Genomic DNA, 20,068 nt, shown 5'->3' with positions numbered 1-20,068 from the left:
ATCAGTCCTCCCCGAGCTTAACAGCCTGATGAATTTTTACCCGTGAAAGCATCGTTCCTAGAATGAACAAACCTACGGTCAGCATGATGCTAACAATGATGTACAGCTGCATTTGATCGCGCGGATCAAACGTGACTTGGAAGGGCGGCACCTGGCTTGATGTTTGCATGGAGAGCTGAAACATGGGCACAAAGAAGCGGCTGGTCAGGTTGCCGGTCAACATGCCGATTACGACGGCAGCACCTGAGGTAAGCAGCTGCTCGCCGATGAGCATCATAATAAGCTGGCGAAAGGATATTCCCATGGCTCGCAGAATCCCAAACTGCAAGACTCGCCCAGAGAGTGATAGCACCCAATAAAGCAAAAATCCAAAAAAGCTGATCACGATTGAAATAATAAAGCCTAATGTCATAACCCCATTAATCGCTAGCAGGAAAGGATCGTTCTTGGAACGAATAAGCTCTTGCTTCGCATCATTGAGCTTAGTCACCGGAATTTTCTTTTCCTCCAATGCATCGTAAAGCTCTTGGCTTTTAGCGTTCGGCTTCAAAGTCATCCACACATCATAAGGCTCTAGAGCCATGTTGTTTTGAATATAAGACAGGTGACCGACAATCAGCATAGGCGCCTTTATCTTTTTATTTTTTGAATTAGCCGCACTTCCCGCGGAAGATGTTGAAACAGCTGATTTATCGCTGAATAAGGGATTCGGATTCCATGATGGCCAATAATCGACGATAGCGAACACATTAAACATCGTGCTCTGTACACCATCCCAGCCAGCATACAGATGGTCTCCTACCTTGACATTATATTGATCCGCCAATGTTCGAGAAATAATTACTGCAGAAGGACTCGAAGCCAACACATTTAAGTAATCATAAAAATGATGATCCAACAGCCCCTCGCGAAGCCAAGCCGTATTTCCAAAATCGTCCGTGTCAATTCCCATTAAAGTGGCTGTTCCGCGCTCCTTCCCAAATGTGAAAATTGCGTTTGGCTTTGTAAATACTTTGGCAGCATGCTCCACTCCTGACAGTTGAGTAAATGGAAAAAACGGCGGCTCCGAAAATTGCACCTTTTTTTTCGGCTCCAGTAATACGGTCGGATCTCCTTCACCCCCACCTTCATTTCCCATGCTTGGTGGAGGAGCATCATCCTCCCATTTAACCGTCATCGTAATATCGGCTCCATTACCGTACATGATTTTTTCATCGGCGTTCTTATTGATGGTTCGCGCAGCGCTTGCGCTAAATAGCCCTGTAGCCAATGTCACGCTCAAAAATACCATAATCGTCTGATATTGCGTAATAGATCGGCCAACCTGCAGCAGGGTGGAATATAAAGATGGCGGCCACCATCTCCGTCCTCCCTGATAAATGAGTCGCACCAGCCAAGGGTAAATACGCAGCAGCAGGAAGCTTGCACCCAATATGAACAAAGCAGGAATAAGGAACAACATCGGATCCATTTGCAGGTCCGTTACGTCCAAGCCCAACGACTGCATATCTCTCATTTTGGTGCGGAATGTATACAGACCATATAATGAAATGGCCAACAAGATGACATCTATGAAGTATTTATGCCAAAATGACAAATTGGTTTGCCTCGCCATCTGCTGCTTATGTCCAACAATCGTAGCCCTAGTAGCAAACAATACGGGCAGCAATGTCATAACCAAGGAGCAGAGCACAGCCAGTACACCGTATTGGAAGGCTGTCCGGTTCAATTTGACATCTAGAGCGGCCCGTTGTACGAACTCCAGAAACCCGTTAGATGCACCTAGCGTCTTAGTTACAATCAATCCGAAGAATGGACCACAAGCTAGCGCTATTCCACCGAGCAATATCCCCTCGACCACATATCCAAGTACAATTTGCAGCCTGCTTGCGCCACGGCTTCGCAATACGGCGATTTCAGTTTTCTGTCTATCAATGATTAGATTGGAAACCATGAATAAATAGTAAGCCAGCATGATCATTACTGGAACGTTCAAGGACCATAGCATCAATCGCAGCTTTTCTTCTTTCACAAAATACCCATTCAAAGTTGGTAGCGCCGGAGCCTTAAGGGTGTAATTGGGAAAATGATTAGCCAGAAAGCTTTCCGTATATTGATAGGTCCCAATGAATCGTTCTATCGATTCGAGCTTCATTTGACTGTAATCCACAGCCAAGTACCAAGTACTGGAACGGAGCTTAAGCAGCTCATTGCGTGTAATTTCTTTTTCAAACCAGTCGTAGGATACGATCATACTGGAGCTGTAGGTTGATAATGAATTGTACCAGTACACATCATTGTAATCCTTTCGATCGATCACACCTACAATTTTAAACTTGATTGGTGTTTTTACCTCTTCATCCTGTATGGTATACTCCTGGCCTACCACCATTTTCAAATTCGTCAAGCCTTGATCGACCACAACCGCCTCAATTACACCATCAACCGGCTCTGAGGAGGGCAGCTTGCCATCAATCAACCGGACATGATCCTCCATCCCACTGAGTGCCGCAACCTCTGCAGTCCGCTTGATGGACGAGTCTATTTTACCGGCGTCTACTGGGACCATGTTCCATCTGTCAGTCGCTCGTTCGATAACATATTCTTTGATAGGTAATTGAAACCGTTGTGGAGCTTCATTTCCCATATACTGATCCGCATCTTGAACCGCCTGTTTCGCCTGCTCCGATGTTAGCTCACCGGTTATGTAGACCGAGTTCCAAAATATACCAGGAAACTGCTGTTTAGCATCCTGCAGCTGCTCTAAATCTTTTATTAATAACCTCTGTAAAATAGCATTGGTATATATCGGCATACTGCTGACAAGACCCACTGAAATGATCAAGCCAAGCAGCAGGCTGAATTCGAGCCATTTGTTTTTGACCATTTTACGAATGATCATCACAAAAATTGCCACTTGCCATCACCTCAATTGTTTAATATCACTTTCTGGCCTTCTTTCAGCCCTTTACGGATCTCAACCTCTGTAGCGGATACAATACCTTTCTCAACATCGAGTTCTTTGCGGCTTTCTCCTTCCAGTACCTGTACATACTCACGCCCCAAGTAAGACCTCAGCCCCAGCTTCGGAATGACCAGCACATTCTCCCTCTTCTCTGTAACAATAGTGATGTCCCCGCTATTGCCGATCTCTACTTCCTCCGGAAGCCCTTCGGTTACGATCACAATCGATTTGGCATTTTTGTCTTGGATTGCCTTCACATCGGATTGAGGGGCAGTTGCTGGAATTTGCGCCACTTTACCTGGATAACTATTTGACTTGTATTTAATGGTAGCATCCATTCCCACTTGAATACCTGTCAGGTCGATCGGTGATGTGGTTTCATAGACAAGCTTCATAGACTTAGGATCAGAAACAGTGATCAACGTTCTATAAGCGGTTACAGGATCCCCTTGCTTGAGCGGATCGATATAAGTAACAATTCCGTCTACTTCAGAGACTAGCTTGGTCTTGGCGAGCTGCTGTCTAAGCATGTCCAGTTGAATGTCTTCTTTCTGCACATCCAATACTTTCATGCGAATAGCCAGAGCATTGCCTCGCTGTTCATCCTTCGCCAACTCAAGCGCCACTTTGGCCTTTTCCACAACAATCTCCTGCTGACGGATTTTCCCTTCAACCTCACCTTTCTCCAGTAGAGCAACTACATCGCCTTTGTGTACAACCGTACCCATCTGGACAAGCATCTCGGAAAGCCTGCCACCGGATTCTGTATAATACAAATACTGCATTTTGTCGGAGGCAAAGGTCCCCACTCCGCTGATTTGCTTAGTGACTGTACTCTTCTTCACCTCATAAACCTCGAAATTTTCCTTCACCGGCTTAACAAGCGGTGGCTTTAACGCTTGCTCCTCCTTAGGCAGCAGACTACAGCCCGGTAGTATTGAAATAAGAGCAGCTCCAAATACGATAGACCCTAATAATGGCCCTAAGCGTTTAGCTTTCTTCCACAATGTATCCATCCTCCAATGCGTACACTTGATCCACTATTTCCATAATTGCCGGATCATGTGTGGTTAAAATAATCGTCATTCCTTCATGCTGCACTAAATCTTTAAATACTTTCATAACCTGCAGCCCCATCCGACTGTCTAATTCTGCAGTGGGCTCGTCCGCCAACAGCAGCTTAGGCTTATGGGCAATCGCTCTTGCTATGGCCACACGCTGCTGTTCTCCCCCTGACAGTTCGAAAGGCCTATGCTTCATCCTTGGCTTTAATCCAACATAATCAAGTGCCTGCTCGGAATAATCACGGTAGTGGGCTGAGGGTACGCCGGCAATTCTAAGTCCAAATTCGACATTCTCAAATGCAGACATGTAAGGCACCAATGCAAATGATTGAAAGATCAAACCAAGCTGCGTTCTTCGGAGCTCATTGCGCTTTTTGTCAGAAATAACTGTTACATCTTGGCCTAAGAAATAAACCGCACCCTCTGACGGCTGATCTAATGCACCAAGCATATTCAATAAGGTGGTTTTACCTGATCCGGAGCGCCCTTTAAGCGCAACAAGTCGTCCGGAGGTTATACTTAAATTGGCCCCGCGCAGCGCGTGAACGGCAGCGGAGCCTTTTCCAAACGTACGGGTTACATTAACCGCTTGGATAATCGGTTCTCTTGCCGGAAATTTATCGATAGAAATTGACATCATTCTGCCCTCCTTATTGAAAGCGTTGTCTATATTAAATGTAAACTTTTCTAAAACATAAAAATAGACACCAATTTGTTAGAAATTGGTGTCTATTTGTTCTGTCTCTCCTCGTAATCCTTTGGTGAGCAGCCGACTGCCTTCTTAAATGTCTTTGCAAAAGCTTTCGCATCGCTGAAGCCTACAGCCCCTGCAATTTCGTAAACTTTCATATCCCCGGCTTCAAGCAATCGTTTGGCAGCTTGAATGCGGATTCTAGTAAGAGATTCAGAAAGAGATTCGCCTTTCTCTTTACCATACAGATCGCTTAAATAGCTGCGGCTAAGCTTCACATATTCGGAAATATCCGAAGTGCTTATTTGCAAGTGATAATTCTGCTGCATATATTGCATCGCTTTACGTACAAACGGATTACGTGAGTATGACTCTACAGCACCAGCCCCTGATCCCGGCAGCCCCCCTGCTAGCTCACGAATGGCTTGAATAAACCAAGGACCCAGTGAATCCATTTGCAAATGGGCTTGTACAGCCGCTACAGCAACATAGTTACGTTCAAATTCATCCGTACCAGCGCCCACACTGTGCTGTCCAGCGAAAGCAGCCGCTAAACCCAGCAGCTCATAAATGAAGCTATAAACCTGCTCAACCGCAGGTTCCTGCTGCTTTATTGTATCCACAACCTGCTCCGACCAATAAACCGCCGCTTCCTCATTTCGTCCAGCAATAGCGCGCAGCAAGTTTTGCTTTTCCTCCTGTGGAACTTGACCTTCGGCTAAGAAGCCAACTGCCTCCGAACTATCATTCACATCGGCTGCCCAGATCTCCTTCCTTAGGCCACTGTAAAAGCACGTATGACGCAAGCCTGCATGCTCTTGAAGAAGGGTTCGAAGGCGCTCAGGATGTTGTATTGGCGACACAGCTGTGATACAGAAGGAACCAGCGGTCAAACCACCTTCATGACACAGAAATGCGGTAATTTCAGAAGCCATTTTGTAAGCATCCGTATCTGTATCCGATCCACTATTTTCAAACAAAAGCAGCTGTTGATGAGCGTTCAACGTTACAAATGCAGTTGCTGAAGGCCAACTCCAATGGGCGAGCGACAATCGCATCGCTGGTGTCACATATATGATCCAACTGGAGAGTACTGCACCTCCTGTGAAAATCTCAGCCTCCAACTCCTCATCGGCACGGTGGTTGGTCCAAGTCTTCTGAAGTCTTATACCCCGCTGCGCCTGGTTAGATTGCTGAAGCTGCTCCTGCAGCTCCTCTTGCTTACGCCTCTCATCCCGCTGTTTCTGCAGCGCGAGCTTAGCCTCGGTTAGTGTAGCAACCAGCTGCTCAGGCTCCATCGTAGGCTTAAGGATATAATCGCTCGCACCTTGCTTCATTGCTTCCTTTACATAGGCAAAGTCATCCAGACAGCTAAGCACAACAACTCTTACGTCCATCTCAGTCTGTTTCAGCCGTTTAACAAGCTCAAGCCCATCCATCCGAGGCATTAGAATATCCGTAACTACCAGATCAATTCCGCCCAGCTGCAGTGATTCCCATGCTTCTTCTCCATCAACAGCCTCGCCTGCCCATTTCAAGCCATGATCCTCCCAAGAGATCATCGTTCTTAGCACTTGCCTAATAATCGGCTCGTCGTCTACTACTAATACGTTCATTGTTTACTCTTCCTCACTTTGATGCACCGGCATAGTCAATCGGATGGTGGTTCCTTGCTGCGGTTTACCGGTGATGTGCATTGTGTATCCGTTTCCATAATAAAGATTAATTTTCTCACGGATGTGACGCAGACCTATTCCACTCATCCTCTCTCGCATCCCGCCGCTGATACTGCCACTTCCCATTTGTTCTCCATATTCTTCTACAACCATACCGACCCCGTTATCCTCAACCTGACAATACAAAAGCTCTCGCTCCATTTCCAGCCATATACGAATGCGGATCCAACCTTCTTGGCGACCAGGCTCTAATCCATGAATAATTGCATTTTCAATCAACGGTTGTAAAATCATTCGGGGTACCAAGCAGCCTTTTGCAAGTGGATCCACTTCACTTTCCAGCCGAATTTTATCTCCGTAACGGAATGCTTGAATTTCCATATAGTCACGAATTAATTCCATTTCCTCGCGGATGGTAATAAAGTCGCCCTTTTTCCCCAAACTAGCCTGCAGCAACCGCACGAGTGAAGTAACAACCTCAGCAATTTGCGGTGTACGGTGCATTTTGGCTACCCATTTAATAGTGTTTAGTGTGTTATACAGAAAATGAGGATTAAGCTGGTACTGCAGCGCTTCCATCTCCGCTTCTTTTTTTAGTGACTCCTCACGTTTTACCTGCTTGATAAGCTCCTCAAGTCTATTGAGCATCTGATTGTAGCTCTCACCAAGCTCGTTCCATTCACGGCTGCTTTGGCGAACCCAATAAGCTTTAAAATCACCCAGCTCAGCTCGGTTCATTAACTTACGCAGCATCTGCAGCGGCTTCATAAAATAATGTCGGAACAATAATGCGCTAAATATGCTCAAAGTTAGAAGTACCAAGACCACAAGCAGTACTATCTGGGAAAAAGCATTGCTTTGCTCACCCGCAAGCGATTGAGGAACGGTAATTTGTGAGAACCAAACAGCTCCCGGAAGGTCGAGTCTTTTTTGTAAAATATAGGTGCGATCCTTCCATTGCAAAGGGATAATCGCAGCACCATCGTAACCCAAAGGCTCTATACTTTGATCAGCTGCTGTCCTTGCATAGACCAGGGCACCCGAAGAATCGGTAAGCTGGTTACCCAGCAAAGGTAAATTTCCGTAAATATCCTTCATCACCCTATCCAATTCAATCATTAATTGGACGGAGCCTTTGATAACATGGGTCTGATCTGATAAGGGTACTGTATACGCAACATTGTACTCGCTGCGCTGTCCCTCTCTGTCGGCAAGTGGTATTAATGAACGTTCATTTTTCTTCAACGACGGCCGCGGCAGATCAAGAAGAGCTGCGCCCTTCTGAGACTTGGTACAGATTGAATAACTCATCCCATCGAATGTTATGCACATTTCCGCTAAATAAGGCAGGTGCGACGTTTGCTCTCGGATCAAAAAGTCAATATATTCTCTTAATCCCCGTTCCTCCGCTGAACCCTGAGCAGCCTTCCCCTCTACCAGCCGTTGAACAGCATAATCATTAATCACGGTACTCACCATATGATCAAGCTCATTGAACGTTTGCTGCAGCCTTTGTATCGACTGCTCATGCAGCTGCAGCACATGGCTGGAAACTTCACGCGTCGCTTGATTCGAAGATTGGAAAAAGATAAATACGACAGACCCTGCTATAGAAACTGAACAAACCAGAACAATGTAGAGCATCATTCGCAACATGAGAATATAACCACCTGGAACAGCTTTATTTTATAAGTTAAACACGGACATTTAGAGAAAAAAACCCATGAGCCGGAAGCTCATGGGTTTCTAAGCGACATTATGGCGTTCCGGCCATTTGTAGTGCTTGAGATGAAATTTCATCCTTAAAACGAGTCATGCAGTTACACAAGAAATCTTTTCTGCAAATAGGACACGGTTCATTCAACAAACGGTTAACATGTGTCGCTACAGTAGCGCCCGTTGCTGCGTCCTTCTCATAAATAAGACGGCAGGATGTGCGGTCCTTTAAATTTACTACAATTTCAAACAATCCGTTTTTCGGGTTGTTGCTGACAATCTTGGCGTCGACAACCTGTGGTTGATAAGCCATTGTTTTCAGCACCTCTCTTTATGTAAATGTCTTGTTACCTCATGAATACCGCTTAGCAATCAAACTGGAATCCCACGAATTGCTCGTACTCTTCTTGAATAATAGCTTGTTTTACTTATCGCCGTCAAGTAAATTGCCCAATCCGCCGAGGATGCCTCCTTCTTCTTTGCGCCCGCCAGCTCTAGAAGCCGATAATACGCGATCCGCTAAGCGGCTGAACGGCAAGGATTGAATCCACACACGCCCTGGACCGCGAAGAGTGGCAAAGAACAAGCCTTCACCGCCAAATACCGCACTTTTAATGCCTTTTACCATCTCGATATCGTATTCGACTTCCTGCGTCATAGCTACCAAACAGCCTGTGTCGACTCGCAGCATTTCCCCAGGCTTCAACACCCTTTCACATATGGCGCCGCCTGCATGAACGAAAGCCAACCCATCTCCTTCGATCTTTTGCATGATAAAGCCTTCACCGCCAAAGAAACCAACACCCAGCTTGCGCTGAAAAGCAATACCTACAGAGACTCCTTTCGCTGCACATAGAAACGAATCCTTTTGACAGATCAGTTTTCCGCCTAGCTCGGATAGATCCATGGGTAAGATACGTCCAGGATACGGTGAAGCAAACGATACATGCTCTTTGCTGGAACCATCGTTCGTAAACACGGTCATAAACAAGCTTTCACCCGTTAGAAGCCTTTTTCCTGCACCAAACAGCTTGCCTACAAATCCCTTATTCTGGTCACTGCCATCCCCGAAGATCGTCTGCATCTGAATGCTAGCGCTCATCATCATCATACTTCCTGCTTCTGCAACGACGCTTTCATTCGGATCAAGCTCTATTTCGACATACTGCATTTCGGAGCCTACAATTTGATAATCAATTTCATGTGCATTCATATTCAGAATCCCTCCTTATCATGAAATATATCATCTTTAGCCTATTTCGCTAAATTTTACATTATGTCAGCTTCAGTAAACCTGCTGCATCCGCCGCTACCCTGCGAGCCTCTTCCACGTCATCGGCTGAAGTTAAGGCAACAGCCATCCGGCGGCCTACTTTTGTCTCGGGCTTACCAAACACTCTTACTTGTGTATTTGGCAGAGCCAGAGCTTGTTCTATTCCTTCGATTCGGAACTGCTGCTGTTCATCCCATGCTTTAAGAGTATGAGAGGCACCTGGTGTCAGCAAGCGGATTGTAGGAATCGGAAAACCTAATATAGCTCTGACATGAAGCGCAAATTCGGATAAATCCTGAGTCACCATCGTTACCATTCCGGTATCATGCGGTCGCGGAGAAACTTCGCTGAAATACACTTGATCTTTGCCTAGAAATAGCTCAACACCATATATACCGGCTCCACCAAGAGCATCGGTAATCGTTTTGGCAATAGCTTGCGCTTGTTCGATTTGCTTCAAGCTCATATTATGCGGCTGCCAGGATTCAATGTAGTCGCCATCCTTTTGGACATGACCAATAGGAGCACAGAATGCAGTACCGGAAACGGAACGAACGGTAAGCAGTGTAATTTCAGATTCAAAGTGAATGAACTGCTCAACAATGACCCGTGTTTTTTTAGCCCGACCACCCTCCATGGCATAATTCCAGGAGGTCTCCACATCCTCCGGTGTACGACAAACACTTTGTCCTTTACCAGAAGAACTCATAATCGGTTTAATTACGCAAGGAGTACCAATAGACTCAACAGCAGCCTTAAGCTCCTCCAAGCTGTCCGCGAAAGCATAATTAGCCGTTGGCAGCTTTAACGTTTCTGACGCCAAACGACGGATTCCTTCTCGGTCCATCGTTAGACGGGCTGCAGTTGCGGTTGGTACAACCCTGAAGCCCTCCTGCTCCAGCTCCACGAGTACATCTGTCGCAATAGCTTCAATCTCAGGCACAATCCAATCCGGCTGTTCCTTTTTAATCAGCTCACGCAATTGGTCTCCATCCAACATATTAATCACATAGGAGCGGTGAGCTACCTGCATAGCCGGCGCATTTGCGTAACGGTCCACTGCAATAGTCTCTACCCCTAGTCTTTGGGCTTCGATGACAACTTCTTTCCCGAGCTCTCCTGAGCCGAGCAGCATCATTTTCTTGGCTTGGCCTGATAATGGTGAACCATACATGAATTATTTTCCTCCTAAGGGTTTTGCGCTGAAAAGCTGGCAGCGCAAGCATTGGCTGCGTTTAATCAAAAGTGTAGTCATTATGGCTGCTTCAATAGTAAGTATTGCCATAAATTATAGCTTATTTGCTGAATTTTCGCATCTATGCCTTTTAAAAATGATCATTAGGTTTGAGTTACTTTTTTTTAGAGAAAGTATGCCAAATCATGGCACTAGATGTATAATAATGGATAAACAGTGCAGATTAAAACTAAAGGCTTACTTTTATCAAGTAACTTATGATACACTATAAATATAGAGGGAGATGATAATTATGGGCGATCATTCACTTTGTCCGAAATTTGAAGCAGCGTTCGAGATTTTGGGGAAACGTTGGACAGGCCTCATCATCCATTCACTTTTGAATGGGCCGCGACGCTTCAAAGATATTTCGGAAATGATTCCCGGCATGAGCGACAGAATGTTGGCAGAACGCTTCAAAGAACTTGAGGCTGCCGGACTAATCCTCCGCCATGTATACCCTGAAACTCCGGTGCGTATCGAATACGAGCTGTCGAATAAAGGGAGCGCACTTCAGCCTGTTATGGAAGCTGTTAAGCATTGGGGCGATAACTGGATGCATACGGGCTGCCCAGATGCGAAGGAATAGGAATGGAAACATATAAACATGACGGGTTCGGCATTACTGATAACCGGAACCATAAGTAATGATTGAACGCACTTCGGACCTTTCACAGATACCGGACTCGTTTTGTTCATAATCCTTAACAACAACAAAAAGACGATTCCAATCGAATCGTCCCTATATTTATATATGCAAAAACCTTATGAGGCTTCATTTTGATGAAAACGCTTCTTTTGGCTACGCATGGCTTCAAGTATTAATAAATCGAGCTCCATGCTCTTTTTCACAACCTCGGGGCTTGATAATTCATAACCTAGGACATTTACTAATTTATTAAGTTCTCCGACATACGAATGAATTCTACTTTCCAATTGGGTAGATGTGATCATAGTAATTGCCTCCTTGCGTTGATTTTTCGTAGTAGAGTCAGCTTGAATTTCCAATTAATGGCTTGTCTCATCTTCCATTTTAAGTTACATTAATTAGTATTATTTAATATGTGTTTATATAGTTATTATCTATTAATCATTTTAAAAAAGTTGCAGGCTGCCATTTGTTTGTCATTTAGTTTTCTAACACTTTACTAACAACTAGAGGAGGGAATTCATGTCTAAAGTATTGCTGATTGAGGACGATCAAAGTATCGCAGATATGATTTCCATATATTTAGCAGAGGAAGACTATGTTGTTCACTGGGCTGCCGATGGAAAACAAGGCACCGAGTTGTTTCACTCCGTAGAACCGAATGTTATAATTTTGGATATTATGCTCCCCGATATGAATGGCATTGATTTGTGTAGACAATTTCGTACCGAATCTTCAGTTCCCATTATGATGATCTCCGCCAAAAGTGAGGTTTCTGAACGTGTCAAAGCACTAATAATTGGTGCGGATGATTATTTATGCAAACCGTTTAGTATGCGGGAGCTTGCGGCTAGAACTAGTGCGCTTCTGCGCAGATCAACCATGGAGAAGGCTCCTGCCGAAGTAAATGAAAAAGTATACGCTCACACAATTAAATTAGACTTGGAAAAGCGTTGCATTTATTTACAAAATCACGCCGTTGAAACGACCTTCTCCGAATTTGAGATAATGCGTCATTTCTGGCTTCATCCTGGCAAAGTTTTTTCACGAGAAGAGCTCTTGAACAATATCCGCGGTATAGATACCTTTGTGACCGAGCGTTCTGTAGACGTACATATTACCAACCTTCGCAAAAAAGTAGAGGCCGATCCAAAAGAACCCAAGCACATTAAAACGGTTTGGGGCGTTGGCTACAAATTTGAACTTTAATTATGAAAAGCTTCCATTCGAAGCCCTTTCGATGAAGAGACATTGTTGTAATAACGGTAGCTTTTCTTGCAATATCAGAATGGTTCAGCTCCGCTGAAATTAAATTCTGATATAATCAAAAAAATCCTGCAAGTGATTATGTGAGGTATCACATAATCACTTGCAGGATTTTTTGTGTCTTATTTTCTTGTATTATGATCATTAGGGAATACGCGTTGTACCATTGTGTTAAATTCGTTCAAATACGCCGATAAATCGACGCCCCTTAGCTCTTCTTTCTCATAAAAACGGATACGTTGGACAAAATTAGGGTTCGCAGACACGAATACCCTTTGAATATTGGGTGGAGACATAGCCAACACTTGACTTTTAATTTGAGATGACATGGTCATGCTTAATCCACCCGTATCCCCCCAGTTAATTCTCGCATTGCCTTTGTCCGTTCCGAATAGGCCGATTCCGCCCTTAGACGTCACTTGATTCGCCATCATATCAGGGTGACTTTCGGCATTAAGATCATGCCCATTCATCACAACCGCTACGTACGCGTTCGTTTCCGTTAGCATTACAGTCACGGCTTGGACACCTTGGTTCCTCTCCAAAGGTTTAGCCATTTCAGGTGAAAAACGAAATGCTTTAGTCAAATGGCTATTCGTCATATCGAGCTGTTGGAATGAGCCAGGATTGGCAGCTTTTGTCTTCCCTTGCTGGTCATTCAGCCACTTCGATTTCACGCCAAGTGTGTCATTTTCATTATTGCGGCTATCGCGGTCAAATTGGGCATGTAGCTTTGAGGACTCCACACCACCTCCGGATGCATTATGCTTCTCATTACTACAAGCGGCTGTTATTAGCAGTAACCCGCTTAAAATGCCAAACCTCCATATCGTCCAGCGAAATGGAATTATTCTCAAAGGTTTCCCCTCCTAGAACTTTCCTTTCAGGAAAGTTTACTTCGTAAGCATGATCTATATCAACTCATCGATGTATTCTTAGGATGGTTTCCAAGTCAGGAAAATATGCGCTCACCTGAATTAAGAAATACCTAGCAGATCTCCGGTATGTCATTTTTTATGGAAATCTACACGTTTGTGCGTTGGGAAGGCATGGGTATGGGTTTGGGATTCCAACTGATGTTGAAAAAATATTGAAAAAAAGAGCAAGCTTCAATAGAAGCTCACTCTTTATTAATTGTGCGATGCCAGTAACGACGCAATTTAATCTTTGTCCGGTTCGCCGGTTCGGTCTATTTCTTCAAGCAATTTGCGAACTGCTTCAGGAGACAGCTCTCCGGCTTGCTTGAACCGCAGCAATTGCTCTTTTATATTTTGACCGATCTCTTCATTCTCAGCTTCATCCTCTGTGTAAGATGGATCGAACCACACATAATCACCATCAGGTCCATTACGCAAAAACGTTTTATTCCAAGCATCCGGGTATAAATAAGACTGCTCACTAAAAATAATACCGAGCACATCATCACTATTCAATGGCAATAAATGATGGAAGTTCTCTTCCCCTGTACTTTCCGGACCGATCGCCGACACTTGCTTATGCAAGTATGCATAATGAAGATAATGCTCTCCAGTCAGCTTGTCCTTTGCAACCTCATATAGCTCCAGTTCATCGCCGCTAAGCGCCTTGACTGTTTCCAGCCGCTGCTGAAGCCAATCGGAGGGGATTCGTTTAAACTCCTTGAACGACATTTCCATAACCGTGAGCCTCTTTCTCCATGCCTTATCCGGCTTTTATTTTGATTTTCCGCCATTTTTCGTGCCGATAACCCTAGTGCTTGGCAGCCTTAGGGAACGGCGCGGCAGACGCCATTTGAACAGAACAGAGAGCATTCTTAAAGCAACTATCAATGTAAATAAGGTTATTAGATGATAGGGCCCCTGAAACCATCCAAGACCTATCATCAGTCCGGCAAACATTCCCCAAACCGCATAAATTTCATCTTGAAGCACAAGAGGCTTCCGTCCAGCCAGAACATCACGGATAATACCCCCGCCAATTCCCGTCATCACAGCAGCAACCATGATTGCACTAATCGGATGATTCATATTAACAGCATAAAGTGCACCTTGAATGGAAAAGGCAGCAAGTCCTATAGCATCAAAGAGAGATTCCCACGTTTTCCAACGGCGAATCCAGCTGACTGGCACAATAAACACTAGCCCCGCAGCGACGAGCGCAGTCTTCAAGTACATCCCTTGTTCCCATAATGTAGTTACAGGAACACCGATGAGCAAGTTCCGAACCACCCCGCCGCCGAAAGCCGTTACAAGTGCAAGTACAAAAACTCCAAGAATATCATAATCTTCTTCCATCGCCACAACCGCACCGCTGACTGCAAAGGCTATTGTGCCGATAATGCTGAATAATTGTAGGTTAAATTCAAGCAGTTCCATGTCAATTTTATATATTCCAATCCAGTGTAACTACACTGCCTGTACGGGAAGATTCATAAATGGCCTCTAATACCAAATTGTTCGCCAGCCCGGATAGACCTGATGTGATCGGTTCCTTTCCTTCTCGGATACATTCTACAAAATGGCGGCTTTGTCTAACCCTTGCGCCTTCATCATTATCCGGAACACTAAGCTCAACCTCAGCTGTGCGGTCAAACAATTCTGTAAAGAGCCTGCCCTTATTACCACGCAGTGTTGCTCCTCCCTCTGAGCCCATAACATACAGATAAGGTTGATTATCCAACATATCCGTATGTGCAGCCCAGCTGACATCCAAGGTCAAGGTGCTTCCATTATCCAGCTTAATTAATGCCGTCGCCAAATCCTCGACATCATAAGTGCCGTTCCAGTCAGGTTTCCCCCAAGTACCGATGCCTTTACGCTTTGGACCAAACTCTGCATAGGTTGTGCCAAAAACAGAAACCGGTCTTGCATTGCCCATCAGATGAAGGGATAGATCAAGCATGTGCACACCAATATCAATTAAGGGCCCTCCGCCTGATTTAGACATTTGTGTAAACCAAGTACCCCATCCTGGAATCCCTTTACGACGCATCCAGCCTGCTTTCACGTTGTAAATTTGTCCTAATGAACCCTTGTCAATTTGCTCCTTAACTTGAAGATTAATAGCTTCCCAGCGCATTTGGTGTGCAACCATCAGTATTTTGTCAGATGCGCGGTGTGCTCTAATAATCTGCTTAGCAGAGGCAGCATTAATCGCCATAGGTTTCTCCAATAAAACATGTTTCCCCGCCTCCAAAGCGCTTATGGCTATAGGTGCGTGCATTTCATTAGGAACCGCGATGATAACCGCATCCAGATTGGGGTCTTGAAGCAACTCTTCGTAAGATGCATGAACCTTCGGAATCCCATGCTCTTTGGCCCTAGACTCTGCTAATGGCAAATATACATCGGTTACAGCTACGATGGCAGCTTCAGGTACTTTTTTAAACTCATTCATATGTACATTTCCAATGTTACCTGCACCAATAACGCCAATCTGTATTATTTTATTTTCTGGCATCCCACTAATTCCTCCAAGGTTAACTGTTATGTATAAACTGAAAATACTATACCACAAAGCTGCGAAAACTCGCCAATACAAAAAAACGGTTATCTCGCCATAAATGCGAATGAACCGCTATAAAATGCCCATATCCTTCGCTTTTTGAGCCGCTTCTTTACTGCTCTTTCCACCGAGCTTACGTAAAATATTGCCGACATGCACTTTTATGGTGCGAATTGAGACTACGAATTTATCGGCGATTTGTGTTTGAGTGTGGCCTTTTTCAATTAGATCCAGAACCTGGATTTCCGTTGGCGTAAGCAGGTTGCGCAGCTCTTTTACTCGAACCTCATGCTCAAGATCCTTTAAACGACGGAATTCTTCACGCATTTTGGCTGCTACACTTGGGTGTATGGAGCTGCGGTTAGCGTAAGCATTGCGGATGGATTGTGGGATCTCAGTAAAGTTGGATTTCACCATGTAATCGACAGCTCCGACCTTGAATGCTTCGAAGATGAGCTCTTTTTCTTCCATGGAGGTTAGCATAATTACTCGTGCTCCCGTACATTGTACAATTTCTGCAGCGGCCCATATTCCCTCCGGGCTGTCAGACATCATAATATCCATTAAAACTACATCCGCTTCCACACGTTCGAGCAGCTCTACCGCATCTTGGCCTGACGAGGCTTGACCGACTATATCCAAATCCGTTTCTTTACTCAAATAACTTATTAATCCTCGAAGCCAATCCAGATCATCCTCCACAATTACAACACGTATCCGGTTCATCCTTCAGCCCCGCCTTTCTTTTTAGGAAAATGAATAAATACTGAGGTGCCAAGACCAGGCTTGCTATCGACTCCCATCGAGCCTTTATGCTTTTGTATGATATTGTAGCAATAAGATAATCCTAACCCGAAATTAAGCTTCTTGCCCGATTTAGTTGTGTAAAAAGGATCAAATATCCGCTTCAGCTGCCTCTTATCCATACCAGTTCCCGTATCCTTAATTTCCACAGCAAGATTGCGTTTCGTTTCCGTAAGCTTTACTGTCAGGAGCCCCCCCTGAGGCATAGCTTCCGCCGCGTTCGTAAGTACATTAGTAAAAACCTCAATCAGCTGAGCCCGATCCGCCCATGTAACTCCTTCACAGCGAAAATCTTTGACAATCTCAATATTGAGGAAGCCGGGCTCCAGCATAATCAAACAATGGTCAAGCAGAACTGATAGCTTTAGCTCTTCCTGGTGTAATACAACCTCCTGCGTCTGACCCTGAATACGGTAGATCATATCGTAAATATGCTGGGAAGCATACATAATGACTTCAATATCTTTAACTAGCTGCTGCGGATCTGGCTGTGCCGCTTCTGATTTGATTTTTTCACTAAACAATCTAATTTTACCGACGTCATTTTTTATGGCATGATTTAAAATCGAAGTACCTGAAGTAATTGCGCGCAAGGTATAGTCGAGCTTTTGGTTCCGGATTGAGATTTGCAGGCCCATGAAACCATAACGAAAGCTTGATAGCAAAATAACCGCTAATGTGAAGCCGATAACAGCAGCATTGTAGCGCCACCATTCATAGATTCCGAAAAAAGCTGGCAGCACATACATTGTAAATAAAGCAAAAAACAAGGTCGGAGCGGCCGCCAATATTGTCAGCATGCGGAGCTTCCGCAAAAAGGTGTTTCGCTCCTTAATAGCTCCATGCAGCAGCATAGCGATTCCATAAACAATGTAGGGGGCCGTCCAGAAAATAACATAATGATATGGGATTGGATCTCCCGGCGCAGAATCAAATGCAAAGGACGCTGCGGCAGGCAGGATAAGCAGCCAAGCTAGCGGTCGTTTCCACCGCCACAAAGCTGCATTCGGGTGATACATGACTGAAAACATAACGAATGTATACGGCAGTCCATAATAACAGGTCAGTGAGAAAATCACTTCAGCATTATCCAATATGCGAATAACTGGTTCAGTCAACCACCCTTGTTCGAACAAGTATGGAGTTAACTGATCATGAATCACAGCCGATAAGCCGCCTGATCCACCGGTAAAGGCAATGCTAGCTATCCAGCGGGTGGTTGGCCTTCTCGGGTCTGTCACCAGCAGCAGCAACCCGATCGTCCATAATCCTATCAGCACAAACAGCATAACTATCCGACACATCCGTTTCAAAAGAAAAATAAAGTTGATACCACATATACTTCTGAGCTTAAGAAGCCCCAGTCATTTATTGATCGTCTAAATGGAATAATCCTTCTGTAGCAGCTCCAGCTCTTGTAGGCTGCGCTCAGCCCAATGAACCGTTTGCTTCAGCTGCCGAATCTCTGAATGGAGCGCTCGTTCCAAAGAAGTACGATATTCCTGCACGGTACCATGAAACGGCTTAATTGAGTATCTAGGTATTAAAGCAATCTCCTGAAATGCCAATGCACGGCGCTGATGGAAGAACGGAACGTTAGGATCCATCGGGTTATGCAAATCTCCCTGCGTCGGATGCTTAATCACAGCCAAGATTTTCACCGCTATTTTTCCGGATGGAGATACTTCAACAACCTCACCTGCATACTCACCTGTTTTATATTCCGCTGTAACTAAGCTTCCAATTTCAAACTGTTCGCTCATGGGTTTCCTCCTAAGAGTTTCTGCCTTAGCAGAAACTGGCATCGTAAGCATTATCTAAGTTATTGCGTAAGCATAAGGCCGCATCATAGCATAGGCATAGACTATGCGAATTCTTGAAACCAACGGTGTAAGTCATCGACAGCCTGCATACGGTATCTTTTGCGTATGATCCCGTCCTCCCCCATACCCGCAATACAAGGGACACTTTCAATTTGCCACTCTCTAGAAATCTGTGGACAAAAGTTAATATTGCACTTTACAATGGGCAGCTGCGGATCAAGGGCCAGAATGACCTGCAGCATACGTTCTGTCATTTTACAGGTACCGCAAAGCGGGGTATAGAAATAGAAGAACTTACGCTCTGCAGTTCCTTTCAACGCCCACTCCTTCAGCTGCGACTCTGACCATTCTGTCAAGGTCTGACCCTCCTTTTTTTAATTTTACTTGCTGAATTTCCTTAACTCAATAATCAAGTGCATTTTCTCCGATATAACCGATTTTATTCGGTGAAGAAATGTTGATCGAGCCGCTCCAAGCTTAGAAGAAAATGCTCTAACAAGCTTGGAATATCGTCTATCTGTCTCTCATCCAGCTTTCTTGAGAATTGAATGGTCAGATGATTTTCCAGCTTTAAAGGCTGCTTGCCGTACTCCATATGGATGCTTTGAGCGACACTAACCTTGTCTCCCCATATGTCAATCATCTGCTTGGCAGCAAATGCACAATCAGGCTCCACTTCTCGAATTGGGAATATAAACGTAAGCTCCAGGCCGCAGCCTGGTTGTTCATCAGGCTGTGACAGCAATTCAGCTGCCAAGTCTGCAAGTGACGCAGTCAGCATTATACGGCCAATTACGAGCCCTTTCTGCCTTCGAACCGCTTCCATTCCAAAGCATCGAGACATCGAAGAAAGTTCAACCCGATCCGTACGTTGAATAATTTGAACGGATCCGTCTAAATCCATATCATACATCGCGCCTTCAAAGACAACCTTTAAATTATCATAAATAGTTGGATCAAACATTCGGCTTCTCCTAATTCACTCTAAAGTCAACTCTATATTTAACTTGCTTCCTCTTGGACAAATCAGTACAATGATATCATCTAGAGCAAGGAAGGTGTACAACATGTCGGATGAGAACCAAACAACGAATGTAGAAACTCAAGAACCTAAGAAGGTCAGTTTAGCTGATGCAATTAAGAACAAGCTTGCCCAAAAGAAGCAAGAACAAGCTGATGCTAAGGCAAATTCGCAGCAACGGGGCGGCAACAGCGCCGTAATGAGAAGCCAAAATAACAAGAAGCCAAACAATCAGCGCCGCCGTACTGGCGGGAGTTAAAAAGAAGGATGAGCTACGTAACCCAAGCTCATCCTTTTTTCTTTGGTTCAATAGAAGCTGAGGTTCACTTGTATAAGCTCATCCTTGAGAAACGCGCTCACGTTCGTTCCTAAGGGTCGGAGCAGCCGTTAATCCTTAATAGTT

The 20,068-nt window shown here is 44.7% G+C and carries 21 protein-coding genes; 3 read left to right on the top strand and 18 right to left on the bottom strand.

Annotated features, from left to right (window positions below; genetic code table 11):
• Position 1: 1 nt before the first annotated feature.
• From GC093_RS11465 to purT, 8 genes are all read right to left on the bottom strand, one after another.
• Positions 2-2,917, bottom strand: coding sequence for an FtsX-like permease family protein (locus GC093_RS11465; RefSeq protein WP_171652016.1), 2,916 nt, complete (start codon positions 2,915-2,917; stop codon positions 2-4).
• Positions 2,918-2,928: 11 nt separating this feature from the next.
• Complete coding sequence (locus GC093_RS11460) at positions 2,929-3,972, bottom strand: efflux RND transporter periplasmic adaptor subunit (protein WP_376768643.1); 1,044 nt, start codon at positions 3,970-3,972, stop codon at positions 2,929-2,931.
• Positions 3,956-4,666: an ABC transporter ATP-binding protein gene (locus tag GC093_RS11455; RefSeq protein WP_171652014.1), complete on the bottom strand. Its 711-nt coding sequence runs from the start codon at positions 4,664-4,666 to the stop codon at positions 3,956-3,958. The genes GC093_RS11460 and GC093_RS11455 overlap by 17 nt, the downstream gene beginning before the upstream one ends.
• Positions 4,667-4,758: 92 nt before the next feature.
• Positions 4,759-6,336, bottom strand: coding sequence for a response regulator transcription factor (locus tag GC093_RS11450; RefSeq protein ID WP_171652013.1), 1,578 nt, complete (start codon positions 6,334-6,336; stop codon positions 4,759-4,761).
• A 3-nt stretch (positions 6,337-6,339) separates the two neighbouring features.
• Positions 6,340-8,052 (bottom strand): sensor histidine kinase, encoded by a 1,713-nt coding sequence (locus tag GC093_RS11445; protein WP_171652012.1) that lies wholly within the window; start codon positions 8,050-8,052, stop codon positions 6,340-6,342.
• 100 nt (positions 8,053-8,152) lie between these two features.
• Positions 8,153-8,425 carry a hypothetical protein gene (locus GC093_RS11440; RefSeq protein WP_171652011.1) on the bottom strand — a complete coding sequence of 91 codons (273 nt, stop codon included), beginning with the start codon at positions 8,423-8,425 and terminating at the stop codon, positions 8,153-8,155.
• Between the two features lie 111 nt (positions 8,426-8,536).
• On the bottom strand, positions 8,537-9,325 hold the full coding sequence (locus GC093_RS11435; RefSeq protein ID WP_171652010.1) for a TIGR00266 family protein: 789 nt from the start codon (positions 9,323-9,325) through the stop codon (positions 8,537-8,539).
• Positions 9,326-9,386: 61 nt separating this feature from the next.
• Positions 9,387-10,559, bottom strand: coding sequence for a formate-dependent phosphoribosylglycinamide formyltransferase (gene purT, locus GC093_RS11430; RefSeq protein ID WP_171652009.1), 1,173 nt, complete (start codon positions 10,557-10,559; stop codon positions 9,387-9,389).
• Between the two features lie 313 nt (positions 10,560-10,872).
• On the opposite strand from purT, the gene GC093_RS11425 reads away from it, so the two are divergent.
• On the top strand, positions 10,873-11,208 hold the full coding sequence (locus GC093_RS11425; protein WP_171652008.1) for a winged helix-turn-helix transcriptional regulator: 336 nt from the start codon (positions 10,873-10,875) through the stop codon (positions 11,206-11,208).
• A gap of 176 nt (positions 11,209-11,384) precedes the next feature.
• Here GC093_RS11425 and GC093_RS11420 read toward each other — a convergent pair whose 3' ends face one another.
• Positions 11,385-11,573: an aspartyl-phosphate phosphatase Spo0E family protein gene (locus tag GC093_RS11420; RefSeq protein WP_171652007.1), complete on the bottom strand. Its 189-nt coding sequence runs from the start codon at positions 11,571-11,573 to the stop codon at positions 11,385-11,387.
• A gap of 217 nt (positions 11,574-11,790) precedes the next feature.
• Here GC093_RS11420 and GC093_RS11415 point away from each other — a divergent pair, with 217 nt between their 5' ends.
• Positions 11,791-12,477, top strand: a complete 687-nt coding sequence (locus GC093_RS11415; protein ID WP_171652006.1) for a response regulator transcription factor — start codon at positions 11,791-11,793, stop codon at positions 12,475-12,477.
• A 179-nt stretch (positions 12,478-12,656) separates the two neighbouring features.
• Here the strand turns inward: GC093_RS11415 and GC093_RS11410 are convergent, their stop codons facing one another.
• The 9 genes from GC093_RS11410 to GC093_RS11370 all read right to left on the bottom strand — a co-directional run bounded on the left by GC093_RS11410 (position 12,657) and on the right by GC093_RS11370 (position 19,608).
• Positions 12,657-13,391, bottom strand: a complete 735-nt coding sequence (locus GC093_RS11410; protein ID WP_216624595.1) for a YhcN/YlaJ family sporulation lipoprotein — start codon at positions 13,389-13,391, stop codon at positions 12,657-12,659.
• Between the two features lie 303 nt (positions 13,392-13,694).
• The gene (locus GC093_RS11405) at positions 13,695-14,189 is read right to left on the bottom strand and encodes a hypothetical protein (RefSeq protein WP_171652005.1); all 495 of its coding nucleotides are present in this window, start codon (positions 14,187-14,189) and stop codon (positions 13,695-13,697) included.
• A 36-nt stretch (positions 14,190-14,225) separates the two neighbouring features.
• Complete coding sequence (locus GC093_RS11400) at positions 14,226-14,888, bottom strand: trimeric intracellular cation channel family protein (protein ID WP_171652004.1); 663 nt, start codon at positions 14,886-14,888, stop codon at positions 14,226-14,228.
• A 7-nt stretch (positions 14,889-14,895) separates the two neighbouring features.
• Complete coding sequence (locus GC093_RS11395) at positions 14,896-15,972, bottom strand: Gfo/Idh/MocA family protein (RefSeq protein WP_171652003.1); 1,077 nt, start codon at positions 15,970-15,972, stop codon at positions 14,896-14,898.
• A 117-nt stretch (positions 15,973-16,089) separates the two neighbouring features.
• A complete protein-coding gene (locus GC093_RS11390) occupies positions 16,090-16,743 on the bottom strand; it encodes a response regulator transcription factor (protein ID WP_171652002.1) in 654 nt (217 codons plus the stop codon).
• Positions 16,740-18,110, bottom strand: a complete 1,371-nt coding sequence (locus tag GC093_RS11385; protein ID WP_171652001.1) for an ATP-binding protein — start codon at positions 18,108-18,110, stop codon at positions 16,740-16,742. Before GC093_RS11385 ends, GC093_RS11390 begins: the two co-directional genes overlap by 4 nt.
• A gap of 90 nt (positions 18,111-18,200) precedes the next feature.
• Positions 18,201-18,584, bottom strand: a complete 384-nt coding sequence (gene kapB, locus GC093_RS11380; RefSeq protein WP_171652000.1) for a kinase-associated lipoprotein KapB — start codon at positions 18,582-18,584, stop codon at positions 18,201-18,203.
• A gap of 101 nt (positions 18,585-18,685) precedes the next feature.
• Entirely contained in the window at positions 18,686-19,000 is a 315-nt protein-coding gene (locus GC093_RS11375) for a thioredoxin family protein (RefSeq protein WP_171651999.1), read from the bottom strand.
• Between the two features lie 83 nt (positions 19,001-19,083).
• Positions 19,084-19,608, bottom strand: a complete 525-nt coding sequence (locus tag GC093_RS11370) for a hypothetical protein (protein WP_171651998.1) — start codon at positions 19,606-19,608, stop codon at positions 19,084-19,086.
• A gap of 103 nt (positions 19,609-19,711) precedes the next feature.
• Between GC093_RS11370 and GC093_RS11365 the strand changes: the two genes are divergently transcribed.
• Positions 19,712-19,924 carry a hypothetical protein gene (locus GC093_RS11365; protein ID WP_171651997.1) on the top strand — a complete coding sequence of 71 codons (213 nt, stop codon included), beginning with the start codon at positions 19,712-19,714 and terminating at the stop codon, positions 19,922-19,924.
• Positions 19,925-20,068 lie beyond the last annotated feature (144 nt).

Source organism: Paenibacillus foliorum (genome assembly GCF_013141765.1).
GTDB classification, from domain to species: domain Bacteria; phylum Bacillota; class Bacilli; order Paenibacillales; family NBRC-103111; genus Paenibacillus_S; species Paenibacillus_S foliorum.
Note: the sequence above shows the minus strand (reverse complement) of the source record. Positions and strands in the feature narration are given on the sequence as shown.